We start from the raw sequence: 24,357 nt of genomic DNA, 5'->3' as shown, positions 1-24,357 counted from the left end.
GCTTCGCCCTGGGGATTTTCAGCGCTGTTGTGCACGAAACCCCTACTTTCCGGCGAGGAATCCGGCAAGCTTCTCCGCCGCTTCGATGTTGCGGGGGTTGCTCACCGCCTCCCCGTAGTCGATGACGTAAATCCGGTTGTTCTTCACCGCCGGGGTGTCCTTGATTGGTGATTGGGTTCGCAGATAGTTGATCTTGTCCGCTACTGGCTGCTTGTTGTAGTCGATGACCACCACGGCATCCGGCTCGGCCGTCACAATGGATTCCCACCCCACTGTGGTGAAGCGCGCATCCACGTCCCCGGTCACGCTGCGGCCGCCCGCCAAGTCGATGACCGAATTTAGCGCGGCTCGCCGGCCCGCGGTGTACGGCTCATCCGTCCCGGAGTCGTAGACAAAGACCTTCTGCCGCTCGGCGGCGGGGATGGCCTGCACTTTGTCGTGGAGGCTGCGCTCCCGGTCGCGCAGATCGCGGACCAGCTTCTCCGCGCGATCCTGGACGCCGAAGATCTCGCCCAGGTTGTGCAGGTCCTGGTACATCGCCTCGATGGGCTGATCGGGGGCGGCGGGATTAGCTTCCTTGGTGCCCCCGGCGCCGTAGTTGTAGCAGGTCTCCTCCTGCATGTAGCTGTGGATGCCCAACTTGTCCAAGGACTGCGGCGTGACACCCCGCTCCTGGCTAAAGCCGGCCTGCCACCCGGCAAAGACCCAGTCGGCCTTGGCGTTGACGATCGCCTCTTGGCCCAGCACCTGGTCGCTGATGGTCTCCACCGAGTGATAGTCCTGGTGGTAGGGGGATTTGCCGATGGCGCTGTTGACCGTCTTGGGCATAACGATGCCGCGCATCTGATCGGCCAGGCCCAGGGAGAACATCTTCTCGATAGCCGAGACGTCATAGGCCACGGGATGCTGCGGGCGGGGGTAGGTCTGCGTGACGCCGCAGTTGGTGACGGTGATGTTGCGGTCCTGCGGCGTGTCTTCCACGTCTGCTCCGCAGGCGGTGAGCCCAGCGGCCGCCAGAAGGGCGGTGGCCAGGAGTGCGGCGGATCGGGATGGCGGGACCGGGCTGGACGGGAAGTGGCGAGGCGGGAGGTGGCGTGGCGGGATGGCGGGGGATTTCTTCACGGTAATTCCTTTCCTGGTGGACAAGTTGGGGGGTGTGGAAATGAGGGGCACAAGCGCGAAAGGCCCGAGCCAGAGCGGGCGGGGGACCACCCTTGCGAGGCTCAACCGAACAGCAAGACCTGCCTGCCGGTGATCGGGTGCCGCACGGCGGCGGCCTGCACGCCATAGACCTCCTGGACAAGTTGGGGCGTGAGCACCTCCGATGGCGGTCCCGAGCAGCGCACGGTGCCGTCGACCATCACCACCACGAGGTCCGCATGCATAGCGAGATTCACGTCGTGCACCGCGGCGAGGACCGTCCGGCTGCGCTTGAGGGTGTGAAGGGTGCGCAGCAACTTGGCTTGATGGCTGAGGTCCAGGTGATTGGTCGGCTCGTCGAGGACGAGCACCGGAGTGTGTTGGGCAATGGCGCGGGCGAGCAGAATCCGCTGCCGCTCGCCGCCGGAGACGCTGAGAATCGGCGCTTCTCGCAGGTGGCGCACCCCGGCGAGCTCCATTGCTTCGGTGATGAGCTCGTCGTCCCGATCCGTCGGGTGGGCTCGGCGGCCAAAGCTGACGACCTCCTCGGCCCGGAAGTTGAGCTCGTGCGTTTCGCTTTGCGGTAGCGCGGCGACGAGGCGGGCGCTGTCCCGAATGCCCAGGTCCGCTAGGTCCTGCCCGCCGACGCGTATCTGCCCGCCGCTGAGCTTCCGGGCTCGGTAGAGGGTGGACAGCAGGGTTGTTTTGCCGCATCCGTTAGGTCCCACAAGCGCGACGAAATCACCAGGCTGAGCTGCGAAGCTGGCGTTCGTGACGATGGTGGCCCCGTCCACGGCGACCTGGGCCCCGTCCACCGTCACGCCCAGGGGTTGAAGCGTCATCGGCTGCCCCCGTAGACATAGCGCGAGGACCGGATGATGAGAACGAAGATGGGCACCCCCAGCAGGGCAGTAACCACCCCGATCGGCAATTCCCGCGGCGGAACGATGCTCCGGGAGAATACGTCCACCCACACCAGCAGGATTGCCCCGATCAGCGGCGCCAGCACTACCATGGCGCGATGAGCTGGGCCCACCACCATCCGCACGATGTGGGGGATCACGAGGCCCACGAACCCGATGGTGCCGCTGACGGCCACCAGAACTCCCGTGCCCAACGCGACGAGGACGAATAGTTGGGTTCGCACTGTCTTGGGGTTGATGCCCATGCTCAGGCTGGCGGCGTCCCCAGTAGAGAGAACATCGAGCACCCGGGCGCGGCTGAACAGGACCACCACGGTTATGACTACGGCGCCGACGGCGACGGGAATATGGGACCAGGAGGCCCCGCCGAGGCTGCCAAGCAGCCAGAACATGACCGTTCGGGCGGCCTCCCCGCGCGGCTCGAAGAACACAATGGCGCTGGTCAGCCCCTGGAAACCGAAGGAGAGCACCACGCCGACAAGGATGAGGCGGGTCGGTGCCAGTCCCTCTTTCGTCCGGGCCAGGAGGTAAACGATTGTGGACGCCCCTAACGCGCTCGCGAACGCCGCAATCGACAGGCCATACACGCCCCAACTGGCCAGGGTGCCGAGGGCGATGACGGCGGCAGCACCCACGGAGGCCCCGGAGGAGATGCCGAGGATGAACGGATCCGCCAGCGGGTTACGCACCATCGCCTGAGCTGCCACACCCAGGGCCCCGAGACCCGCGCCGACCAGCGCGGCTAGGAGGGCCCGGGGCAAGCGGATGGAGGTGACGACGGTATAGTCCGTGAACTGTTCGCGGGGCAGCTGGGCGCCTGTGATGGCCGCCCAGATGTACCCGCTCGCTTCGCCCAGGGGGATGGCCGCGGCCCCCAGCGATGTGGCCGCGAGAATGGAGGCGGCCAGGATGGGCAGGAGGGCAAGCGCCGCCCAGCGGACGCGAGGGGGCACCGCGCCGGGGGCGGGTCGCCGGGGATGAGGGTGCGACGGGCGTGGATAAGACGCGCTCGCGTCGGGCGCGCTCGGGTGGGTAGAGGGGTCAATCGGGATCATGTCCCGCTTGACGATAATGATTGTCGTTTACGGGAGCAAGGTGAATCCGGTCACAAGATCCCGCTGGCGACCCAGTTCGCTCACCTCAGCAACCTGCCGACCGCGGCGGTCACCTCCTCCACTTTCTGGCGCGCTTGTTCATCTCCGGCCCGCGCTGCGTGCACCACACAGTGATTCATATGATCTTCCAGTAAGGCGAGGCCAACCCCTTTCAACGCGGATTGCAGGGCGGCAAGCTGAGTCAGAATATCGATGCAGTAGGCCTCTTGCTCAACCATTCGCTCCAACCCTCTCACCTGCCCCTCAATGCGCCTCAATCGCGCGCTATAGCGGGCCTTATCGCTGACATATCCGCTGGTCATTGAAACCTCCTTAAGCGCAAACTATTCCCCACAACGAAAACACTGGACAACGCCATCGCCGCACCCGCGAGCATGGGATTCAGTAATCCCATAGCCGCGATCGGCAACGCGATCACGTTGTAGGCCATTGCCCAAAATAGATTCACCCTAATAGTGCCGAACGTTTTCCTGGCTAACCGCAATGCGTCCACGGCCGCGCCCACTTCGGGTCGCACCAGGGATATATCGGACGCCTGGAGCGCCGCGTCCGTCCCGCTTCCCATAGCCATCCCCACGTCTGCCTGGGCTAGAGCGGCCGAATCGTTAATCCCGTCTCCGACCATCGCGACCTTCCCCCGTGGCCCCGCCGCTAGCTGCAACTCGCGAATGGTGTCCACCTTTCCCCGGGGGCTCACACCGGCGCGGATGTTAGTGGCGTCCAACCCCACGAGCCCACCGACGTAATTGGCCACCTCCTGGTTATCGCCGGAGAGCAACACAACATCCATCCCCATGGACCGTAGGTCGCGGACGGCCGTGGCAGCTCCCGGCTTGAGTCGGTCCGCCACACCGATGATCGCCACCGTGGCCCCGTCTACTCGCAACTCCACGTCGGTCTGGGCGGCCCCGGTCTCGTTGTCACGGTCCCCCGTCTGGTTGCGATTCGACCGTGCACCGCTCGGCCGACAAACCTCTATCCGGTGCTCCGCTTTACCATCCGCCACCAGGGCGGAGATACCCCAGCCGGGGGTGGCCTCAAACTCGCGGGCCCGGGGTACGGGGATCCCCCGCTCCCCCGCAGCCCGCACAATCGCGGTGGCGATCGGATGTTCCGAGCCCATCTCGGCAGCCGCGGCCAGGGCGATTGCCTCACCTTCTGCATACTGGGCCCCCGCGGTGAGGCGGACCTCGCTGACGCTCATCTGGCCCGTCGTCAACGTGCCGGTTTTATCGAACACCACGGTGTGCACACCTCGAACCCGTTCCAGCACCTCAGGGCCACGAATGAGCATCCCCTTCGCCGCCCCGCGGCCGGTGCCGACCAGCAGGGCCACCGGGGTAGCCAGCCCGAGCGCGCATGGGCACGCGATGATGAGGACTGCCACGGCGGCCGTCAACCCCTTGGTCCACTGGCCCGCCAGCACGCCCCAACCCAGCAGCGTCATCGCCGCCAGCACGAACACCACGGGAACGAAGACGCGGGCCACGGCATCCACCAGGCGCTGGACCTGTGCTTTCCCGGTCTGCGCCTGCTCTACGAGCTGGGCAATCTGGGCCAGAGCTGTCTGCTGCCCCACTTTCGTAGCCCGCACGACCAACCGTCCATTGGTGCTGATCGTGCCACCCACGACCTCGGAACCTGGCTCCACGTGGACGGGCGCGGCCTCCCCCGTCAGCATCGCGGTATCCACCGCGGCCGTGCCCTGCTCGACCACCCCATCGGTGGCGATCCGCTCCCCCGGGCGGGTAACAAACTGGGTGCCCACCGCCACCTTGGCGGCATCAACCCGACGCTCTCGGTCCCCGTCGACAATGGTCACTTGCTTCGCGCCCAGTTCCGTCAGCGCCCGCATATCCTCCCCGGCCCGGGCCTTGGCCTTCTTCTCGAAGTAGCGGCCGGCCAGGACGAAGGTGACCACACCTGCGGCCACCTCAAAGTAGACATCCCCCATCGCCGCCCTCGCGCCCATACCCGCGCCGACGTGCGGCATGAGGCTCCAGCTGTGACGCATGCCCAGGTGACCGGCGTCCCCAAGGAATAGAGAGATGAGGGACCAGAACAGCGCAGTGATAGATCCCACGGTGATGAGCGTGTCCATCGTGACGGCCCCATGCCGGGCGTTCACCCATGTTGCTCGGTGGAACGGCCAACCAGCCCACGCCACCACCGGCACCGCGAGCACGGCGCTGAACCATTGCCACCCCGGGAACTGCAGCGGCGGCACCATCGCGACAACGATGACTGGGACGGAAAGCGCAACCGCGATCCACAACCGGCGGCGCAGTGAAGCCAACTCGTTGGCGGCGGACCCGGCCGGTTCTTCCGTGGCCTCTACCTGGGCCCCGTAACCCATCCCCGTGACGGTTTGAACCAGGAGTGCCGGGTCCAGATCGTCCTCGCTCGAGACGTGGGCTTTCTCCGTGGCGTAGTTGACGCTAGCGCTTACGCCATCCAACTTGTTGAGTTTGCGTTCGATGCGATTGGCGCAGGAGGCACACGTCATGCCGGTCAGTGTGAGATCGACGGTAGCCATACCCGCCACGATATACCCCCAGGGGGTATAAGTCCACCGGCGAAAGGGGGCGGACTAGTGGCCGCGGGCGATCCACTCCTCCAGATGAGGAGCTTCCTCACCGATCTGCGTGGCATCCCCGTGGCCGGTATAGACCTCGGTGTCGTTGGGTAGCGTCAACAGCCGCTGCTTGATGGACTCGATGATGGTCCCGAAGTCGCTGAAGGACCGGCCCGTGGCGCCCGGCCCGCCGGCAAATAGCGTGTCCCCGGAGAACAGCACCTTCGCCTCCGGCAGGTAGAAGGCGCAGCTCCCCGGAGAATGGCCCGGGGTGTTCATCACCTGCATCTGCGTTCCGGCGATGCTGAAGGTGTCCCCGTCTGCCAGGTCGAAGGGTTCCACATCGGGGTGGGTTTCGTCCCACAGCATCCGATCGCCGGGGTGGACAAATACGCGGCTGTCGAACCGGCGGGCCAACTCCGGGGCGACGGTGATGTGGTCGTTGTGGGCGTGGGAGCACAGTACGCCCAGCACTTCGCGGTCGGCGACGGCGGCGGCAATCGGGGCCGCCTCGTGCGCAGCATCGATGATCACGCACTGCTCGTCATCCCCGAGGACCCAGATGTTGTTATCGACCTCCCATTCACCCCCGTCGAGGGCGAAAATGCCGTGGGTGACCACTCGGTCGATACGCAGGCCGGTTGCGGATTGGGGCGGGTGTGAGCGTGTGTCTGCCATGGTCTCGTCCTTAATTTGGGGTGGGTTTGGGTATTGCTCGGTGGTGAGCGGGGTGGGGGTGAGAGGGGTGGCGCGCAACGGGGCCCGGGGGCCGAGCCTCAGGGGCCGGGTGCCGAAGCCGGGGCGAGCGGGCCCCGAGCGCCGGGCCAGACCCCTACAGTTCGACCACCGAGCGCAGAACGCGGCCGGACTTCATGGTTTCGAAGGCCTGCTCCACGGCGTCCAGCCCCACGCGCTCGTCGACAAACTTGCCGAGCGGGAAGCGGCCCTCCAGGTGCAAGTCCACATACATCGGAAAATCGCGCTCCGGCAGGCAGTCGCCGTACCAGGAGCTCTTCAGCGATCCGCCCCGGCCAAACACGTCCAGCAGGGGCAGTTCCAGCTTCATCTCGGGGGTGGGCACGCCCACGAGCACCACCCGTCCCGCGAGGTCGCGAAGGTAAAAGGCCTGCTTGTAGGTCTCCGGGAGGCCCACGGCGTCCACAACAACATCCACACCGAAGCCGTCGGTGAGGGCCTGAACTTTCTCGGTGAGCTCCTCATCGCTGAGGTTGGCGGAGTTGATGGTGTGGGTCGCCCCGAATTCGGACTTGGCGCGGGCGAGCTTCTCGTCGGACCGATCGATGGCGATGATCGGGGTGGCTCCGGCCAGGCGGGCTCCGGCGACGGCGGCCATGCCCACGCCTCCAACGCCGATGACGGCGATGGATTCACCGCGCTTGATTTCCCCGGTGTTGACGGCCGCCCCGAGCCCGGCCATGATTCCGCAACCCAGGAGCCCTGCGGCGGCGGGGTCGGCATCTGGGTTGACTTTGGTGCATTGCTTCTCATGCACGAGGGTCTTTTCGGCGAAGGCGCCGATGCCGAGTGCGGGTTCCAGGCGAGTCCCGTCCGCGGCGAGGGTCATGGACCGGGAGGCGTTGTGGGTGTTGAAGCAGTACTTCGGGTCGCCCTTGAGGCAGGCCCGGCATTCCCCGCATACGGCACGCCAGTTGAGGACCACGTAATCCCCCTCGGCGACGTGGGTTACTCGGTCGCCGGTCTTCTCGACGATCCCGGCGGCCTCGTGCCCGAGCAGGAAGGGGTAGTCGTCGGTGATCCCGCCGTCGCGATAGGCGAGGTCGGTGTGGCATACGCCGCACGCTTGGATGCGGACAACAACGTCGTTGCTGCCAGGCGCGGGGATGTTGACGTCGACGAGTTCGACTGGCTCAGCTTTGTTTTTGCTAACGACGCCCCTAACCGTGGCGTAAGTATCGGTTTTCGTGGTCGCCGCAGCGTCCGTGGGATTGTTCACTGTCTGTTCTTCCTTGGGTCGGGACCTTGTGTTGGGACTGTGTTGTCCCATGGTGGCACAGAGTCGACCGGGCCCGCACCGAGCGGAGCGCTCCTACCTGCACATTTATTGATAATGGATGTCTTTTAATGCGGTGGGGCATGGGGTGGGGGCGCGGCGCTATAGTGGGCACGCACGTTCATTGATCCGTCTGGAGACGCCATGATTCAGTTTGTTGCCGGGGCCGCTGCTGGTTACCTGATGGGGACCAAAGCAGGTCGACGCCGCTATGAGCAGATCCGCAGGGGGTATCAGACGGCGGTAAATTCGGACATCACGAAAGCGGCCTTGCGCACGGGGCGGAAGGCCTTGGCCAACCGGCTGGACCCGGATCCGCGGATGCACGAGGTGCGGGATCTCAGTGATTCTTCCCGGTCGGCTTTACGGGATGGCACAACGATCGTGGAGGCGGATACGGAGCACCCGAACGATCGGGTGGACCGCGGTGGATCTGGTCGGCGGAGGTTCGGCCGGTAGGTCGCGAGCTCGGTTGTCGCGCGGCGCGCAACAGGCGCGGGCGGCTAACCGTTTGAACGGGTGGCTAACCGCTTGATCAGCTCGGGTGGCTAGTACATCTTCTGATGTTAATAGATCGTCATGGGGAAGACGTTGCAGGTTGTGGCCGTAGTGCGGCCGCCGCTATCAGCTGCCGAGGTATGACGCTTCTCCCGGCTGGTAGGAACAATTGACGGCGGAAATAGCGGAAGGGGATTGATGCCCCCTATTACACCAATCCCCTTCCTGTGGGCTGATAGTGACGCCCCCTATAACGCCACCACCAGCCCGTTTTTGAGCGAGCGGAATTTATCGGATCACTGGCCGGACGGTTCGGGGTTTCTGCCCCAGGTATTCCCTCCGGTAGTACTCCTCAACTCCGTACTCGTTTGCTCCGACAAAGCCCCCGGTCGAAGCCTTGTTGGAGCGGCGGGAACGCCCGGTGTTTTTGGCTCCGGCTGCGCCCCCCAGCGCGCCGTGGAGCCCACCGAACATTCCCCCGCGGGATTTACCTCCGCCAGCCGCGGCGCCTGCCCGGCCGCCGGTGGTGTGACCACCGATGGCCTGGCCGCCTACGCCAGCCTTGGCTCGGGCGTCGGCGTCCACTACCGCCTTGGGCAGTAGTGGTTGCGTGACCCGTCCCGGGCGGCCGGGACCGGGGGTAACGGAGTTGCCCGTGTATCCCCGGCCAGTGCCGGCCCCTATACCGGCACCGGTTCCGACACTTGACCCGGCCCCCACCGGGTTGCCCGTGAGCCCACGCCCGGTCCCGGTGTTGTTGGCCCCGGTTGCGGTCCCGCCGATGGCCCCGTAGGTCCCCGCTGCCGGGGTTCCCGGTGTGTGAACACCGGAGCCCGTGCCGCCAGCGTTCTGCGCGTTCAGGCCACTGTTGGACAGTGCAGGAGCTGTGCCGACAGGTCCGATTCCCGCTCCGGCGGGTGTCGCTGGTGCCACGCCCGCCCCGGCGGTGGGCTGCGGGGTCCCACCGCCTGGGGCGGAGACCGGCTGGATGCCCCCGGCAGCAGGGGCGACGGGCGCCTGGTTAGCGGTGGCCGGGGCCGCGTTAACTGGTTGTGCTACGTGGGTTGCCCCCGATTGAGCTGCTGCTACGCCTTGGGCGGAGGTTGGCGACGTGATAACTACTTGCCCGCAGTTGGTGGCTGGGCCCGAAGTATCGAAGGCTCCGCCTCCGGTGTGCCCGAGCACAGGGACCCCAAGGTTCACGACCGGCGGCGTGAGGAGGTCTAGCGAGGGCCCGAGCTGAGTGGACACGAAGGTGACGACGGCAGCTTGCTCGGCTGCAACCTTCTCGGCAGGCTCAGTGATGCCCGCCAGGGAAACCTTGATCGCTTCTAGCGCGGCTAGGTTGGTGGCTCGAACCTCGGGGAAGACGCGAGCGTTGGCGGCCATGATGGAAGCGTTGGCTGCGAGAATGCGCCCAGACGAGGTGATGTCCGCAAGAGCTTGGCGCGCCGCGTCGAATGAGATCCCTTCGGCGGCGGCTGCTACATCCCCCGACACGCGGCCTAGGTGGTCCATGGCGGCCGTAATACTCTCGGCTGCCTGGTCCCAACGCGCTGCTGCTGCAAGCGGGGCCGCATCGGAACCGCTGAACATCACCAAGAGCGCGTCCAAAGGTGTAGAGGCTTCGACGACAGGGACGACTGGGGCGTAAGCGAGGTTCGTTATCTGGAACGGGTTGCGCAAATCCATCACGGAGGTGCATTCGCCGTTCACCACCACATCCCCCGCTTCACATTGCAACTTGGAAAGGGAGGCTGCGGAGGAAGAATCCTGGGCGATCATCGCGCTCACGTGGGATTGCAGCGCTTTACTGGCCCAACTGACATCCCTACTCAAAGCATCAATGACGGCACAGGCAGACCCCGGTTGCCCACTCCAGAAGGAACCGTGTTGCGCGAACGCTAGTGACAGTGCAGGTGATGAGGTGTAGGTTTCGAGCGGTGCCTCCCCCGCGACCCCACCACCAAGAGAGGTGGCGGTTGCGCCTAGGCCCCTGACAGCCCCGGCTAGTTCCATAGGTTGCAGCTCTAGCATCATTTCCCCCTTGTGTTGTAGATGAGCTGATACATACTAACGACAGGACTGCATGGTTCATCCGAACCCAAAGCAGCTTCGAACTTCATATAATCCACCATTGAGGTCGCGTTGAGTTCGTCGAAGTTTTCGGCATACGCACATTTTAAGTCGAGCTTCGGATCACTCAGCGAAACTCCGTTTCCAGGCAGCGTTGGAGCCTTTCTGGCCCGGATGTCGTCAATCCGCACATCGTCTCGTAGAGTGCTCTTGTCGAAAGACTGGTGAGTGAGGCTGAATCCACCCGGCCAAGCAACCTTGGAGACCTGCTCCTTGATTGAGTAAACACACATGTAATAATGGTGATCACTGACTAACTGCGCACCATTGAAAGCCTTAGTCCTCTCGATCCCGATTGAATCCAAGCGTTCACTCAACGGTGCACTGCAGATATCCGGCTTGCCGTGGAACGGCTCCTCAGCAGTTCCCGGACCCAGCGTGGGAAGCTCCAGCGGGTCGCCCACGAATTTCTGCGAACGCCACACCGCCTGATCCCACGGATCGGTCGGCTCCGTCTCAAACCACATGCCCCGATGCCCCTCGGGGCGCAGCATCCTCCCATCACTAGTGGTCACTGGTCGGGCAGGCATCCCCGGTGTACGAGCCTCCCCGGCAACACCCTCGATGTTCTTAGACTCCGCGTCCGCCTGAACGGTTCGCGAGTTCACCAAAAGTTCACCCACACCACACCCACTCGCGGCGGCGGAGAACCCGACCACCGCAGCGGCACACACAGCGCGGATTACCCGCGAACGCAGACACCTCACGCCGGGGAACCTCCCCCATTGCGCTCCCGTAAACCAACGTGCATCCAACGCGTAGACCGCGGAGCCGAGTAGGTCCAGACGCGCGATCGACCCTCCCACCGGACACCACTCCGGGACGCGCCGTCCTCCCCGTGCGGGCGCCCCTTAAACTTGCCGGCCCGTCGTGGACACATCCGCGCCAACGTCTCCGGAGGTGTCCCAAAACCTCCACTGTTGGGCTGCTGTCCCCACTGTGAACTCCCCCGTTTCACTCCTGACCCCCAAGCTCTCCTACTCCGGCGCCGCCGTTTGCGACGCCGTTCCGAACGGTTTCCTCACACAACGTAGCGCACGAGCCAGGGATGTGCCGGGCAAGAGACAGCTTGCTCACAGACTGCAAGCAACTTTCGTAGGGTTCCCGATCCCAAATGTACTGTTCAGAGGCCCATAGAGCCTGTGCGGCAGGCCAAAAATTTCGCCGAAAATTGGTCTGAAAACTGTGGAAAACCACTCCGAAGCCGATCCCCAAACCCCTTCGCGGCAACCCGATCCGGGCCTGACCCCAGCCCTCTCGAGGGGCCAGAGGCACCTTCGTAGCCAGCGCGAGCAGTAGTCACCAAAACCACGCGCGATTAAACCCGCACTATCGAATCCGTCCAGGTTTCCCGGCCCGCAACACCCTTCAAAAACCGACAAACGCGCTTGACTTAAAATCCCCCGTACTCAGCGGCCTGCGCCTCCAGCGAACGACGGTATTTCTCCAGTGCCACGAGGTCTGCAAAAAGGGCGTGGTATTCCTCCGTTTGCATATCGGCACGCATGCGGCCAAGCCGGGATTTCAAATCCGCGACCTCATTGCCCACCCAACGTTCCTGCATACTGGCCATAATCGCTTTGGCATATGGTTTTAAACGGTCCGGGTCACAGGGAATGTCTTCCACTGCGAGTTCTGACACGACCGCCCTGCCCATGGCGTCCGCAAGATGATTACCCACCGCATCGATCCACGCAGGACCACCATCGGATTGGGCAGCTCCGCCGCATTCCTCAATTGCTCGCGCAACGGCAACGTAGGTCGGATGAACAAAACTCTCGGGCGGCATGTAATCCAACATCGCCCCGACTAACTCCGGCTCCTGCAAACCCAGCTTGAGTACCTGCCTTGGACGGTCCAAATACTCGTCCGATGGATCGGGCCGCTCCATTCCACTCACCGCCCGCAGGGCGGGTTTCCCGGGCACACCTTCGCGCGAATCGGTTCCCCCGGCTCCGACGGACTGCGCGGACCCCCGCTTAAACTCCAGATTCCGGGGTACCGCAGGGCCTTTCCTGCCCTCCTCGCGCACCGCCGCTACCAGCTCGTTTTCCTGCTGCCACCCAATCCAGCCGGCCGCCTGACGCGCATACTCATCGCGCAACGCTTCATCACGAATCCCCGCCAACACCGGCACGGCCCGCCGAAATGCCTGCAGGCGGCCATCGACACTCGCCGTATCGTACTGAGCGATAACGGAACGAATAACGAATTCAAACATAGGCAGACGCGCGGCCACGAGCTCTCGGACAGCAGCATCCCCCCGGTTCATCCGAATATCGCACGGATCCTCCCCGCCCGGTGCGACCGAGACATAAGACCTACCGGCGAAACTCTGGTCGCCCTCGAATGCCCGCATCGCCGCTTTCTGCCCTGCCTCATCACCATCGAAGGTGTAGATGATCTCCCCGCGGAAGAATTGATCATCCAGCATGAACCGCCGCAAAATCTGCAGGTGATCCCCGCCGAAAGCCGTACCGCAGGCCGCCACCGCCGTCTTGACCCCCGCGGCGTGCAGTGCCATCACGTCCGTATACCCCTCCACCACGACGGCCTGGTGGGAGCTCGCAATTTCCCGCTTCGCCAAATCGATCCCGAACAGCACCCGGGACTTGTGATAGAGCATCGTGTCCGGCGTGTTCATGTATTTGCCCAGTTTGTCGTCCTCAAACAACTTCCGAGCACCAAACCCAATGACATCGCCGGCGACATTGCGGATGGGCCACATTAGCCGCCGGTGAAAGCGATCAATCGGCCCCCTCTTCCCCATTTTGGACAGCCCCGCCGCCTCCAACTCTTTGAAGTTGAAGCCTTTGCGCTGCAGGTGCTTGGTTAACTTGTCCCATCCCCCCGGGGCGTAACCGCAGCCGAATGTGGCGGCATGTTCGGCGCTGAAACCGCGATCCGCCAGGAAAGCCCGGGCCACCTCGGCCCCTTCCTCAGAGCCGTCATACTGCTCCCGGTAGAACTCGAAAGCCGCCTTGTTCGCGGCCACCAGCCGTTGACGAGTGCCCGGCTCCTCGCGGTTCCCAGGACCCCCACCCTCGTAGCTGATGCGATAGCCGACCCGCTCGGCGCACTGCTCCACCGCCTCCGGGAAGGTGACGTGCTCCATCTTCATGAGGAAGCTGAACACGTCCCCTCCCTCCCCCGTGGAGAAGCAGTGGAAATAACCCTTGTTGGGGCGCACGTGGAAGGAGGGCGTTTTTTCGTCTTTGAAGGGGCTAAGCCCCTTCATCGAATCGGCGCCCGCAGGCTTGAGCTGGACGTATTCCCCCACCACCTCTTCGATCGGGGTGCGTTCCCGGATCGCCTCGATGTCCCGTTCCGGGATGCGTCCCTTTGCCATGACCACATGCTAGTACAGCCGGTCATAACCAATTTGTCCCGAAAACCGCTCCACCGCCGGTAGATTTTGTTTAGCTTAGAAACGTTTCGGGCCCCAGCTCAACACGGCCCCGCTCCACCTCATCCCGGCCCCACCCCACCGGAGGCCGCCATCGACCGGAAAGGAACGATCCCCCATGGCCACCCAGCGCCCAGACAGCAGCCCCTCCGCCCACTCCGGTGCGGACGCACCCACCCATTTCGACGTGATCGTCGTCGGATCCGGCTTCGGGGGTTCCGTCACCGCCCTGCGCCTAACGGAGAAGGGGTACTCTGTCGGCGTTCTCGAGGCCGGCCGGCGCTTCGCTGATAAGGACTTCGCGAAGAACAGTTGGCACCTCAAGGATTTTCTCTGGGCCCCGCAGCTCGGAATGTTCGGAATCCAACGGATCCACCTTCTCAACAACGTCATGATTCTCGCCGGGGCGGGTGTGGGCGGCGGATCCCTGAACTACGCCAACACCCTGTACAAGCCGGAGCGGGACTACTTCGAGGACCGCCAGTGGGCCCACATCACTGATTGGTCGGCGGAGTTGGAGCCCTACTACGACCAAGCCCGCCGCATGCTTGGCGTGGTGCAGAACCCCACCATGACCCCGGCGGACAAGCTGTCCAAGAGGGTCGCCGAGAAAATGGGCGTGGGCCATACCTTCCGGCTCGCCCCGGTTGGCGTGTTCTTCGGTGCCAAGGCCGGGTTGAAGGGTGAACCCGGGCAAACGGTTTCGGACCCGTACTTCGGTGGGGTCGGCCCCGATCGCACCGCTTGCCACGAGTGCGGCGAGTGCATGACCGGATGCCGCCACGGCGCCAAGAACACTCTCCTGAAGAACTACCTCTACCTGGCCGAACGGGGTGGCGCGAAGGTCTTCGACCGCACCAGCGTGACGGAGCTCAAGCCTCAGGCAGATGGATCCTGGGAGGTCCATACACGCCGCACCGGCCCTTCCTTGCCCTGGGGCCAGCGCCCCAGCCGGATCTTCACTGCAGACCACGTCGTGGTGGCCGCCGGGGCGTGGGGCACCCAAAACCTCCTGCACCGCCAGAAGCACAATGGCAACCTTGCCCACCTTTCCGACGCCCTGGGCACGATGACCCGCACCAACTCGGAGGCGCTGTTGGGAGCCAACGTGGAGCACGTGGATCCAAACAACGATTACTCGGAGGGCGTGGCGATCACCTCCTCCTATTTCCCGGCGCCGGATACCCACATCGAGCCCGTCCGCTACGGCAAGGGCTCCAATTCCATGGCGCTACTGCAGACGCTCATGACGGACGGCGACAAGCTACGGCCGAGGTTCCTAGAGTTCTTGCGCCAGGTCGCGCTCCAGCGCAAGGACATTCCCCGATTGTTCAAACTGAATAAGTGGTCGCAGCGGACCGTGATCAACCTGGTCATGCAAACGCGGGACAATTCGCTGACCACGTATCTCAAGAGGATCGGCCCGTTCCGGGTGCTGTTGTCCCGTCAGGGTACGGGGGAGCCGAATCCCTCATGGATCAAGGAGGGTAACGACGCCACCCGCCACCTCGCGGCCCTGATGAACAATGGGATTGCCGGTGGCACCTGGGGGGAGGTGTTCGACATCCCACTAACCGCTCACTTCCTCGGTGGCTGTGCAATTTCCAGCTCCCCGGATCACGGTGTGGTGGACCCTTACCACCGAGCGTGGGGGTACCCCACCTTGCACATCACGGACGGCTCTGCCATCTCGGCAAACCCGGGAGTGAACCCCTCCCTGTCCATCACGGCCAACGCTGAGCGCGCTGCCGCAATGTGGCCCAATAAGGGGGAGGTTGACCCGCGACCCGCCCAGCAGCTTCCCTACCAGCGGATTGAACCGGTCGCGCCGAAGCATCCCGTGGTTCCGACCAGCGCACCCGGCGCGCTCCGGCTGCCCATCACGCCCGTGCGGGTGTAGCAGTCCAATGTGACACAATTGCGGGCATGTCCCAGCGCGACCGTCGGCCCCGCCCATCGGCCCCCTCCCGCCGCACATCCGTGGCTCTGGCTGCAGCAGTGCTTGCAGCAGCGGCGGGCCTGGGTTACCAGGCCTTCAACGGTGACGGCGAGCATTCATCCCCGAGCAGCAGCGGTGCTAAGTCGGCGTCCGAGACCTGCACCCTCAATTCGCTACCGCCGGAGGCGGCAAAACAGGCCCGGGACATCCTCACCGGCGCTCCGCCGGACGACGGCGAAGCCGATGGCAAGCACTTCGGCAATTACGAACACCTGCTACCCGAGAAGCCTGGCAACTACTACCGGGAGTACACGGTGAAGACCCCGGGGAAGAAAAGCCGCGGGGAACGCCGCATTGTCGTGGGCGGGGGCAGCAAAACGGATCCGGACGTGTGGTACTACTCCCCCGACCACTACCAAAGCTTCTGTACCATCCCGGACGCCGAACAGCGGTCTTAGGCCCACGCCACGCTCACGCCGCTGGCGTATCTGTCCAGCCGCTCCAACCGCGCCTCGGTGAGCGAAGCCACCTGGTCCACCACGACGCGCAGCTTTTCCGGATCGGAACTCGCGGCCTCGAACCACGGCCGGAACATGGGGTCCAGGGCCCCGGAGCCCCCTTGCCACAGGTACTCCGTGACCCGGAAGATACGGTCGCGCTGGCGTTCTTGTTCCGCCAGGTGGCGCTGCTCATCCATGACGTACAACACCGCGACGGACTTCAGCAGGGTAACTTCCGCCACGACATCCTCTGGCACAACGAGATCTGCGGCATAGCGGCCCAGCGCCCCCGGGCCGAAGGCGCGGCGGGTACCGGTTACAGCGGCCGTGACGAACCTGCTCACCAGCTCGGAAGTCATCGCCTTCAGCGCCACCATGTCCTGCAGTGATCCCCGGAAGTCGGCTGCACGGGCCACCAGGGGCATATCCCGCAACCGGGCAGCGGCGTCCAGAAGCGATTCGGGATCGCCCCCGAACAAAGCCGCACCCTTGTGGGCCAACGCCGCCAGCTCCACGAGATCCCACAAAACATCCAAGGTGATCCGGCCGGAGAGAATTCCGTCCTCCACGTCGTGGACCGAATAGGCGACGTCGTCGGACCAGTCCATGATCTGCGCCTCCAGGCATTTCCGCCCCTCCGGGGCACCCTCCCGGGCCCAGAGCAGCACCGGCAGATCATCCTGATAGGCCGAGTACTTCCGCCGCTTGGAACCGTCCTCCGCCAGGGGACCCCACGGGTACTTGCAGGCCGCGTCGATGCTCGCCCGGGTGAGATTGAGCCCGAAGGACTGCACGGTGTCCCCGGCGCCCGGCGTGCTGCCAACCCCCGCCGCACTGCCGAGGCCCGGTGCGTTGCCAACTGCGACCAGCGTCTTCGGCTCCAGGCGGGTGAGGATCCGCAGGGTTTGGGCATTACCTTCGAAGCCACCGGCTTTCTGCGCCGCGGCGTCGAGGGCCCGCTCCCCATTGTGTCCGTACGGGGGGTGCCCAATGTCGTGGCTTAGACCCGCAAGCTCCGCCAGATCCGGGTCCACGCCCAAAGTTTTTCCAATCCCCCGGGAGATCTGGGCAACCTCAAGAGAATGGGTCAATCGGGTACGGGGGGTGTCCCCGGACCCTGGCCCCACGACCTGCGTCTTGTCCGCAAGGCGACGCAAAGCGGCGGAATGCAGCACGCGGGCGCGATCTCGATCGAAATCGTCCCGGCCATCACGCACGGAACCGGGCAAGCCCAAGGTCTTGGGGGCCACGGGGCTGCGCCGCGCGAGCTCGTGTTCCGAGTAGACGTACATCTCCGGCATGACTACCAGCCTAGGCATTGCCGGCTGAGGACAATCCTCGGCCGAATAACCCCGGGCGCTCCACAACTTGGTAGTACAACATGCCCCCCGTTTCCCGAACGATCCCGGAGATCTGCTCGCTGCGCGTCGCCACGCTGGGCCCCTGCCTCGTCGGAGAGCTGCCCGCCCGCAGGCCCTGGTCCCGGACCATCTGCTGGGCTCGCAGGCTGTGTGCAGGATCGGTCACCACCACGGTGCTGGACCAGCCGTTCTGCTTGGCCACCTCGGCGAAGTCCCGCGCGGAAGTCAGGGTGTCCCGCCCCGAGTTGACCTCCACCACCGCACTGTCCGGCACCCCGAGGTCCTGGACGAGGTAGTTCTTCCCCGCCTGCGCCTCGGTGAAACGGTCGCCGTCCGCAGCTCCCCCGACGGTGACGATGACCGGTGCAATCCCCTGCTTGTACAACTCGGCAGCATGGTTGAGCCGGGACGCCAACCAATTGCTGGGGACCCCGTCGTACTGAGCGGCCCCTAGAACGAAGATCGTGTCCACGGGGGCCCGATCGTCTCCGCGCGCGTGAGCCCAAACGTGGGTCGCGGTCGCCACCGGCAGAAGCAGCCCCAGCACCAACGTGCCGGCCACCACGTAACCGACTCCTTGAACAGCCAATCGCAGGACCCGCCCAACAGACATGGGACAAACCATACGACACCAGTGGGACAAAGGCGGTCAGGCAGTTCGGTTATGGTGGTGCCCATGAAACGCAGCGCGCCAGCCAAGCCCCCGTCACCTCGACTCACAGCGGCCACCGCCGCCAGGGTCGCCTCGACTGTGATCCTTGGGATGGGGCTCGGATTGGGCCTGGGGTTGGTCGGACCCGGCGTCGCAAATGGAATGCCTCTGGCCACTGCGGCGGAGACGGCACCGATTCCGAGGGGTACGGCCGCAATGCTGGCACAGGAAACCGCGACGGCCACCACGCTGGCACAGGGGACCACGGCGGCGACTACGCTGGCACAGGGAACCGCGACGGCCACCGACGTCCGGTTGGACAGCCAAGTGGTGGACAAATCCAAGGTGCTCTCCCCCAGCGAACGAGACGAGATCGCCGGGATGCTCCGGCAAGGAGTGTCCAAGAGCAACATCAAGCTCTACATCGTCTTCGTGCCCAGCATTCCCACCGAAAATCCAGTGGCTTACGCGCAGCAGTTGCGCAGCCAGGTGCGCACGAACAACACGATGGTCCTGGTCACCGGCACCCAAGATCGACGGGTCGGCACCGATTGGGGCGCATCGGTCTCCAAGACGACTGCCGGTGAGATTAAAGATGCCGCTGTAAAGAAGTTCGCCGACGACGACTTCAACGCCGGTGCCCAAGCCGCTGCGCGGAAGGTGGCGAAAAAGACGGATCCCGCAACTCTCGGGTGGATGGGGGCAGCCGGCGTGGCTGTCGTCGGTGGCGGGGCCGGGGCCTTCTGGTGGTCCAAGCGCCGTCGCAAGGAGCGCGAGACGCAGCAGTTCGAGGCAGCCAAGTCGCTCTCCCCCACGGCAACGGATGACCTGGCCCGGCAACCCACCCCCGTGTTGTGGAAACTCGCCCAGGACGAGCTCCAGAGCACGGACGAATCGATCCGCAAGGGCGAGCAGGAGTACGCAACCGCCCAAGAGGAATTCGGCAGCGAGCGAACCCGCAGCTTGGCCCGCGCCGTACAGCACTCCCGGGAGGCGCTCAATCGGGCCCACGGTATTCACCAGCAGCTGCGCATCGACCCCCACCGAGACGAAAACGAGGTGCGGCAACTCCTCGTGGACATCATCTCCACCTGCGGTTCCGCCGACGAGCAGCTCAATGGGGAGGCAGAGAATTTCTCTGCATTGCGTCGGGAGCTGATCGATGCACCCAAGCTGCTCGGGGAGCTCACCCAGCGAATTGTGGACGCCCGGGCCCGGATCGCTCCAGCCGAGCACACCTTGGAGCAGCTCAAGCAGCGTCTGGGTGAACAGCAGGTCAAGTCGATCGCGGACAATCCGGCTATCGCCAAGGCGAGCGTGGATGCGGCTGAGGAGGCCGTGGGCCACGGGCGGGAACTCGCGGCGAAGCCAGCAGGGCAGCAGGCCGGGCTGGTGGACGCCATCAGCGCAGCCCGCATGGCCCTGGGGCAGGCCGACTCGCTGCTCACCGCCGTGGAGCACGCGGAGGAACGCCTTTCTGCCGCGCGAACAAACCTCACCGCACTCATTGCTGAGGTCGAGGATGAGATCCGGGAGGCCGAGGGGTTGCTGGCGGGTCAGGCAGACATCGACCGCAAGGGGCTGAGCGACGCCGCGACCGCGGCGAAGAAGGCCGTGGCCAAGGCCCGCCAGTCCGGTGATACCGACCCATTGGGCAGCTACTCGGCTCTGCTGGAGGCGGACAGTGCCCTAGACGTGGAGCTCGATGAGGCTCGCGGGGCCGACAACGACTATCGGCGCACCATCGAAATGGTCGATAGGACCCTGTCCGACGTCGATCAGTACATCAGGGCAGTGGAATCCACTATCCACACCCGCGGCAGCATGATCGGTGTGGACGCCCGAACTGCCGCCCAGTCGGCGCGCGCACAGTTGGACGCTGCCGCGCAGGTGCGGGCTGCTGACCCGAAGGCAGCCCTGGCCCATGCACAGAGCGCCAGTCAGCTTGCCCGGGAGGCCACCCAACTAGTCGAGCACGACATGGAGGAGTTCTCCCGCCGCAACAATTACTACGGCGGTGGTTACGGGGGCGGCTTCGGCGGCGGCGGGTTTGGCGGCGGATTCGGCGGGGGCAACCTCATCACCGGCATGGTGCTGGGCTCATTGCTCAGCGGCAACGGCGGATTTGGCGGTTTCGGCGGAGGATTCGGGGGCGGCTTCGGTGGGGGCGACGGCGGCGGTTTCGACGGTGGCGGTGACTTCGGGGGCGGGAGCGACTCGGCCTCCTTCTAGGACCCGCTGCGGTCGGCCCCCCTTCGCGGCCCTCCGCGGCTCGGCCCCCCCTACCCACCGCGTTCTTACCGCTCTCATGCCAATAAACCCCCGGAACCCGACACAAAACCGGTAAAAACCCCGGCCGTGCGACCAACCACCACGCGCCAACACCCACCCCCAAACCCCCCTACTGCGGCAGCAACCCCATCCAGTAGAGGATGGCGATGGGGATGAACAGCAGCATGAGCAAAGTCCACATCCAGGTGGACCGAACCATGCGGGTCTCCATGCAGCGCCGCGCGACCCAGGAAACGAAGATCTGCACGTCGAGAGGCAATTTCTCCCCAGGCCCCTCGAACTCCACGTGCAGGTTCCGCAGCCCTCGTCCGGCACTGGTGAACTGCCCCGCCTTATCCCCGTCGATATCCATGACGAAATTCCGGGAGCTCTCCGCCGTAATGGTGATGACATGGCGATCCGCCTCCACCCGTACGTGCTCAGCGTTGCGGAACTTGTCTTTGTCGGCGGTCGCACGCCACGTCCCGGTGGCCGTCTCCGCGCTTGCCTCCGGCCCGTCATCGCAGTGCAACCGCCACATGTCGCCCCCGAAGTAAATGTGCTGCACCCCCCGCTCGTCGGCAAACTCGGCGACGCGGTCCATGTCTTTTACGGGTCCGGCATAAATGGGAAAGGTGTGACCGTCGGAGGGTAGGGCCCAGCGGATATCGGAGTTCACTTAGCACCCAGCCAATCGCGTCGCCAGGTAGCTCTGCAATTGGTCCAGGCTGACCCGCTCCTGCTGCATGCTGTCGCGCTCCCGGACGGTAACGGCATTGTCCTCGAGCGAGTCGAAATCCACTGTGACGCAGAAGGGCGTTCCGATCTCGTCCTGCCGTCGGTAGCGCCGGCCGATGGCCCCGGAGGTGTCGTAGTCCACGTTCCACAGCCCGCGTAGTTCCTCGGCCACCTTCTCCGCGGTGGGGATCAGGGTGTCCTTCTTGGACAACGGAAGCACGGCAACTTTCACGGGAGCCAAGCGGCGGTCGAGGCGCAGCACGGTGCGCTTATCGGTGCCGCCTTTGGCATTGGGGGCTTCCTCCTCGTGGTAAGCATCGACGAGGAAGGCCATCATCGCGCGCCCAAGTCCGGCTGCGGGTTCGATGACGTAGGGCGTCCAGCGCTCGTTGGCTTCCTGGTCGAAGTAACTGAGGTCTTCCCCGGATCCCTTCGCGTGCACCGACAGGTCGTAGTCGGTGCGGTTGGCCACGCCCTCCAGCTCGCCCCACTTGGAGTTCTGGAAACCGAAGGCATATTCCACGTCAACGGTCCGCTTGGAGTAGTGGGACAGCTTCTCCTGGGGGTGTTCGTATAGGCGCAGGTTCTCCGGACTGATGCCCAGGTCGATGTACCACTGGTGCCGGTTATCGATCCAGTACTGGTGCCATTGCTCGTCCTCGCCGGGCTTAACGAAGAACTCCATCTCCATTTGCTCAAATTCGCGCGTGCGGAAGATAAAGTTGCCTGGCGTAATCTCGTTGCGGAAGGATTTGCCCACCTGCGCAATGCCGAAGGGGGGCTTCTGCCGGGCGGTGGTCATCACGTTTTTGAAGTTCGTGAAGATGCCCTGGGCGGTTTCCGGGCGCAGGTAGTGCAGGCCTTCCTCATCGTCCACGGGTCCTAGGAAAGTCTTGAGCAGGCCGGAGAACGCGCGTGGTTCCGTCCATTTGCCGGGCTGGCCGGTTTCGGGGTCTTTGATGTCCGCCAGGCCGTTTGCCGGGGGGTGCCCGTGCTTTTCCTCGTAGGCCTCCAGTAGGTGATCGGCCCGGTAGCGCTTGTGGGTGTAGAGGGATTCCACCAGAGGATCCGTGAACACTTCTACGTGCCCGGATACTTCCCAAACCCGCTTGGGCAAGATAACGGAGCTGTCCAGCCCCACTACGTCGCGTCGAGCGGTCACCATGTGCCGCCACCATTGCCGCTTGACGTTTTCCTTCAGCTCAACGCCCAATGGCCCGTAGTCCCAGGCGGACCTCGTTCCGCCATAGATCTCGCCGCACGGGAACACCAACCCGCGTCGTTTGGCTAGGTTGACTACTGCGTCGATGGTGCCGGCCATTGTCAGCATTTCTCCTGTCGGTTGCTGCTGTTCGAATATCCCCTACATCCTAACCGCAGTGCTCCCGGCGCTCCTTCGCGGGACACTTGGGGTTTATGAACGACGCCACCAACAACCGCGCACCCAGCACCTCCCCGCCCACTGGCAGCAGCCGCTGGCATGGGTGGTTGAGCCGCAACTACCGGGGCGATGCCGGGGCACTTCGCGTCGATCTGCTGAAGGAGCGCATCTATATCGCGTTTACAACTCTCGCGGCGTGCTTGGCCTTGGGTGCCCATCCGCCGTCGGCGAGTGCGGCCGTGTTCACGGCGGAACTGATAGCCCATCTCGTTGCCCACCAGAGGTGGCTGGGCCGCCCCGAGATCGCCATGCAGGATGCGATATCACTCGCTTCCCTGTCCACGATCACTCCAGTTCTCGCCGTGCTCCTGGCCGCGGTGTTTCAGTTGGTCAGTGTTCCTCATGCCCTGTACGTGTGTGGCCCTCGCCTTGACCACCCTGGTTCTCTCCGGCTATTTCGCGGTACGCAGACTGCCATTGACCTGGTGGCAGCGGCCTCTGATTCTCGGCACCGAGGGCACCTTGGGCGGCTTCGTCGTGATCCTCGAACTTCTCGCGCACCACGGCGGCTAGACCCCCGCACCCGAAAGCGTGTTTCAGCCCGATCTGCGGCCCCAGGGTCGTTCGCAAGAACGACGCTGTTCGAACGAATCTGTTCGCCAGTTGAGGCGCTGTTCCGCAGCTTGACTTAAGCATAAAAAAGGACCTGCGGATAGGGGGGGGTTGACCGCAGGTCCCGGCCACGCTGTTCACCGAAGTGAATGGGGCCTGTTCCTCGTAGTTGGGACGAGCGAGGGGGGGGATTACGCCGTCCCTGAGGAACTATGCCGAATGTAATCGGGTTAGACGGAGAGTGTCAAATTTCCTTAGTGTATGTTCTCCGAATGCGCTGTGAGCTGCACGGATTGTAGCGGGTGGAGGCATCGGGGCCGTGCGTGTCGCAGGCCGCTGCGGTCGCACACGTTCACACTCTTTGTTCCCGGAGGAGCGACCGACGTATGGACGGCGCATCTCGTAGAAGAAACGCCAGATCTTATTGAAACTTTATTGAAAATCAGTACGTGACGGGGTTAAGATCGAAACCGGAACGCGATGCCCAGTGCGACCGTGTGAGGCTCCCACCTCACACTTCACTTGGGGACGACATCCCCCCCCCGCAGCACCTCCCGCGCGCACCAGCCCGTCGGTTCTTGCATGAGACAGCCCGTCGGGCTCCTCAGGACCATCGATCGCCCCTCCCCCGGGAAACTTGAAACGAAGGTTTTATGCCAGCCACCACCCCAAAGCGAAACATCAAGATCGGCCAACGCAACACCCGCCAACGGGCTGCTGTAGTGGATGTCCTCGATGAGGTAGTGGAGTTCGCCAGCGCTCAGGACATCCACCTGCGGCTCACTAACCGTGGACAAAAGGTGGGGCTCACCACCGTGTATCGGACCCTGCAGCAGTTACACGAGATGGGGGTTATAGACACCCTCCACGACGACTCGGGGGAAACCCTCTACCGCAGCTGTGCCACGGACACCCACCACCACCACCTGGTGTGCACCTCGTGTCGGCGCACCGTGGAGATCGACGGGGGGCCCGTGGAGCAGTGGGCTCAAGATACCGCCGCGGCCCACGGCTTCGAGAAGACCGGTCACACTGCGGAGATCTTCGGTCTGTGCCAGGACTGCCGCAGTCGGTAGCG

At 64.4% G+C, this 24,357-nt stretch carries 20 protein-coding genes; 6 read left to right on the top strand and 14 right to left on the bottom strand.

Annotated elements, in window-relative coordinates; all coding sequences use genetic code 11:
* Positions 1-42: 42 nt before the first annotated feature.
* The 7 genes from CHEID_RS03585 to CHEID_RS03555 form a co-directional block, all read right to left on the bottom strand.
* The gene (locus CHEID_RS03585; protein ID WP_273661273.1) at positions 43-1,122 is read right to left on the bottom strand and encodes an ABC transporter substrate-binding protein; all 1,080 of its coding nucleotides are present in this window, start codon (positions 1,120-1,122) and stop codon (positions 43-45) included.
* A 101-nt stretch (positions 1,123-1,223) separates the two neighbouring features.
* Entirely contained in the window at positions 1,224-1,982 is a 759-nt protein-coding gene (locus CHEID_RS03580; RefSeq protein ID WP_112770282.1) for an ABC transporter ATP-binding protein, read from the bottom strand.
* On the bottom strand, positions 1,979-3,118 hold the full coding sequence (locus tag CHEID_RS03575) for a FecCD family ABC transporter permease (RefSeq protein WP_112770283.1): 1,140 nt from the start codon (positions 3,116-3,118) through the stop codon (positions 1,979-1,981). Before CHEID_RS03575 ends, CHEID_RS03580 begins: the two co-directional genes overlap by 4 nt.
* A gap of 80 nt (positions 3,119-3,198) precedes the next feature.
* A complete protein-coding gene (locus CHEID_RS03570) occupies positions 3,199-3,480 on the bottom strand; it encodes a metal-sensitive transcriptional regulator (RefSeq protein ID WP_112770284.1) in 282 nt (93 codons plus the stop codon).
* Entirely contained in the window at positions 3,477-5,714 is a 2,238-nt protein-coding gene (locus tag CHEID_RS03565) for a heavy metal translocating P-type ATPase (RefSeq protein ID WP_112770285.1), read from the bottom strand. The genes CHEID_RS03570 and CHEID_RS03565 overlap by 4 nt, the downstream gene beginning before the upstream one ends.
* Positions 5,715-5,768: 54 nt before the next feature.
* Positions 5,769-6,431, bottom strand: a complete 663-nt coding sequence (locus CHEID_RS03560; protein ID WP_112770286.1) for an MBL fold metallo-hydrolase — start codon at positions 6,429-6,431, stop codon at positions 5,769-5,771.
* Between the two features lie 154 nt (positions 6,432-6,585).
* Positions 6,586-7,728: an S-(hydroxymethyl)mycothiol dehydrogenase gene (locus CHEID_RS03555; RefSeq protein ID WP_238599372.1), complete on the bottom strand. Its 1,143-nt coding sequence runs from the start codon at positions 7,726-7,728 to the stop codon at positions 6,586-6,588.
* 201 nt (positions 7,729-7,929) lie between these two features.
* On the opposite strand from CHEID_RS03555, the gene CHEID_RS03550 reads away from it, so the two are divergent.
* The gene (locus CHEID_RS03550; RefSeq protein ID WP_112769921.1) at positions 7,930-8,244 is read left to right on the top strand and encodes a hypothetical protein; all 315 of its coding nucleotides are present in this window, start codon (positions 7,930-7,932) and stop codon (positions 8,242-8,244) included.
* 327 nt (positions 8,245-8,571) lie between these two features.
* Here CHEID_RS03550 and CHEID_RS03545 read toward each other — a convergent pair whose 3' ends face one another.
* From CHEID_RS03545 to dnaG, 3 genes are all read right to left on the bottom strand, one after another.
* Entirely contained in the window at positions 8,572-10,077 is a 1,506-nt protein-coding gene (locus CHEID_RS03545; protein ID WP_146743880.1) for a hypothetical protein, read from the bottom strand.
* Between the two features lie 242 nt (positions 10,078-10,319).
* Positions 10,320-10,886 carry a hypothetical protein gene (locus tag CHEID_RS03540; protein WP_146743879.1) on the bottom strand — a complete coding sequence of 189 codons (567 nt, stop codon included), beginning with the start codon at positions 10,884-10,886 and terminating at the stop codon, positions 10,320-10,322.
* Positions 10,887-11,812: 926 nt separating this feature from the next.
* Positions 11,813-13,768 (bottom strand): DNA primase, encoded by a 1,956-nt coding sequence (gene dnaG, locus CHEID_RS03535; RefSeq protein ID WP_273661266.1) that lies wholly within the window; start codon positions 13,766-13,768, stop codon positions 11,813-11,815.
* A 175-nt stretch (positions 13,769-13,943) separates the two neighbouring features.
* On the opposite strand from dnaG, the gene CHEID_RS03530 reads away from it, so the two are divergent.
* Positions 13,944-15,725, top strand: a complete 1,782-nt coding sequence (locus CHEID_RS03530; RefSeq protein WP_112769917.1) for an FAD-dependent oxidoreductase — start codon at positions 13,944-13,946, stop codon at positions 15,723-15,725.
* 26 nt (positions 15,726-15,751) lie between these two features.
* Positions 15,752-16,222: a guanyl-specific ribonuclease gene (locus tag CHEID_RS03525; RefSeq protein ID WP_112769916.1), complete on the top strand. Its 471-nt coding sequence runs from the start codon at positions 15,752-15,754 to the stop codon at positions 16,220-16,222.
* Here the strand turns inward: CHEID_RS03525 and CHEID_RS03520 are convergent.
* Together CHEID_RS03520 and CHEID_RS03515 are read right to left on the bottom strand one after the other, a co-directional pair.
* A complete protein-coding gene (locus tag CHEID_RS03520; RefSeq protein WP_273661265.1) occupies positions 16,219-17,565 on the bottom strand; it encodes a deoxyguanosinetriphosphate triphosphohydrolase in 1,347 nt (448 codons plus the stop codon). The two genes, CHEID_RS03525 and CHEID_RS03520, sit on opposite strands and share 4 nt — an antisense overlap.
* Positions 17,566-17,575: 10 nt before the next feature.
* Positions 17,576-18,187, bottom strand: a complete 612-nt coding sequence (locus tag CHEID_RS03515; RefSeq protein WP_238599371.1) for a YdcF family protein — start codon at positions 18,185-18,187, stop codon at positions 17,576-17,578.
* A 306-nt stretch (positions 18,188-18,493) separates the two neighbouring features.
* Here CHEID_RS03515 and CHEID_RS03510 point away from each other — a divergent pair, with 306 nt between their 5' ends.
* A complete protein-coding gene (locus CHEID_RS03510) occupies positions 18,494-20,509 on the top strand; it encodes a TPM domain-containing protein (protein WP_273661263.1) in 2,016 nt (671 codons plus the stop codon).
* Positions 20,510-20,678: 169 nt separating this feature from the next.
* Here the strand turns inward: CHEID_RS03510 and CHEID_RS03505 are convergent, their stop codons facing one another.
* Positions 20,679-21,152 carry a hypothetical protein gene (locus tag CHEID_RS03505; protein WP_238599234.1) on the bottom strand — a complete coding sequence of 158 codons (474 nt, stop codon included), beginning with the start codon at positions 21,150-21,152 and terminating at the stop codon, positions 20,679-20,681.
* Positions 21,153-21,227: 75 nt separating this feature from the next.
* Complete coding sequence (locus CHEID_RS03500) at positions 21,228-22,607, bottom strand: glycine--tRNA ligase (RefSeq protein WP_112768867.1); 1,380 nt, start codon at positions 22,605-22,607, stop codon at positions 21,228-21,230.
* Positions 22,608-23,084: 477 nt separating this feature from the next.
* Between CHEID_RS03500 and CHEID_RS03495 the strand changes: the two genes are divergently transcribed.
* Together CHEID_RS03495 and CHEID_RS03490 are read left to right on the top strand one after the other, a co-directional pair.
* Positions 23,085-23,240 carry a hypothetical protein gene (locus tag CHEID_RS03495; protein ID WP_181645864.1) on the top strand — a complete coding sequence of 52 codons (156 nt, stop codon included), beginning with the start codon at positions 23,085-23,087 and terminating at the stop codon, positions 23,238-23,240.
* Positions 23,241-23,932: 692 nt separating this feature from the next.
* The gene (locus CHEID_RS03490) at positions 23,933-24,355 is read left to right on the top strand and encodes a Fur family transcriptional regulator (RefSeq protein WP_112768865.1); all 423 of its coding nucleotides are present in this window, start codon (positions 23,933-23,935) and stop codon (positions 24,353-24,355) included.
* The last annotated feature ends 2 nt before the right edge of the window (positions 24,356-24,357 follow it).

This window comes from Corynebacterium heidelbergense, from assembly GCF_028609845.1.
Taxonomy (GTDB): domain Bacteria; phylum Actinomycetota; class Actinomycetes; order Mycobacteriales; family Mycobacteriaceae; genus Corynebacterium; species Corynebacterium heidelbergense.
Note: the sequence above shows the minus strand (reverse complement) of the source record. Positions and strands in the feature narration are given on the sequence as shown.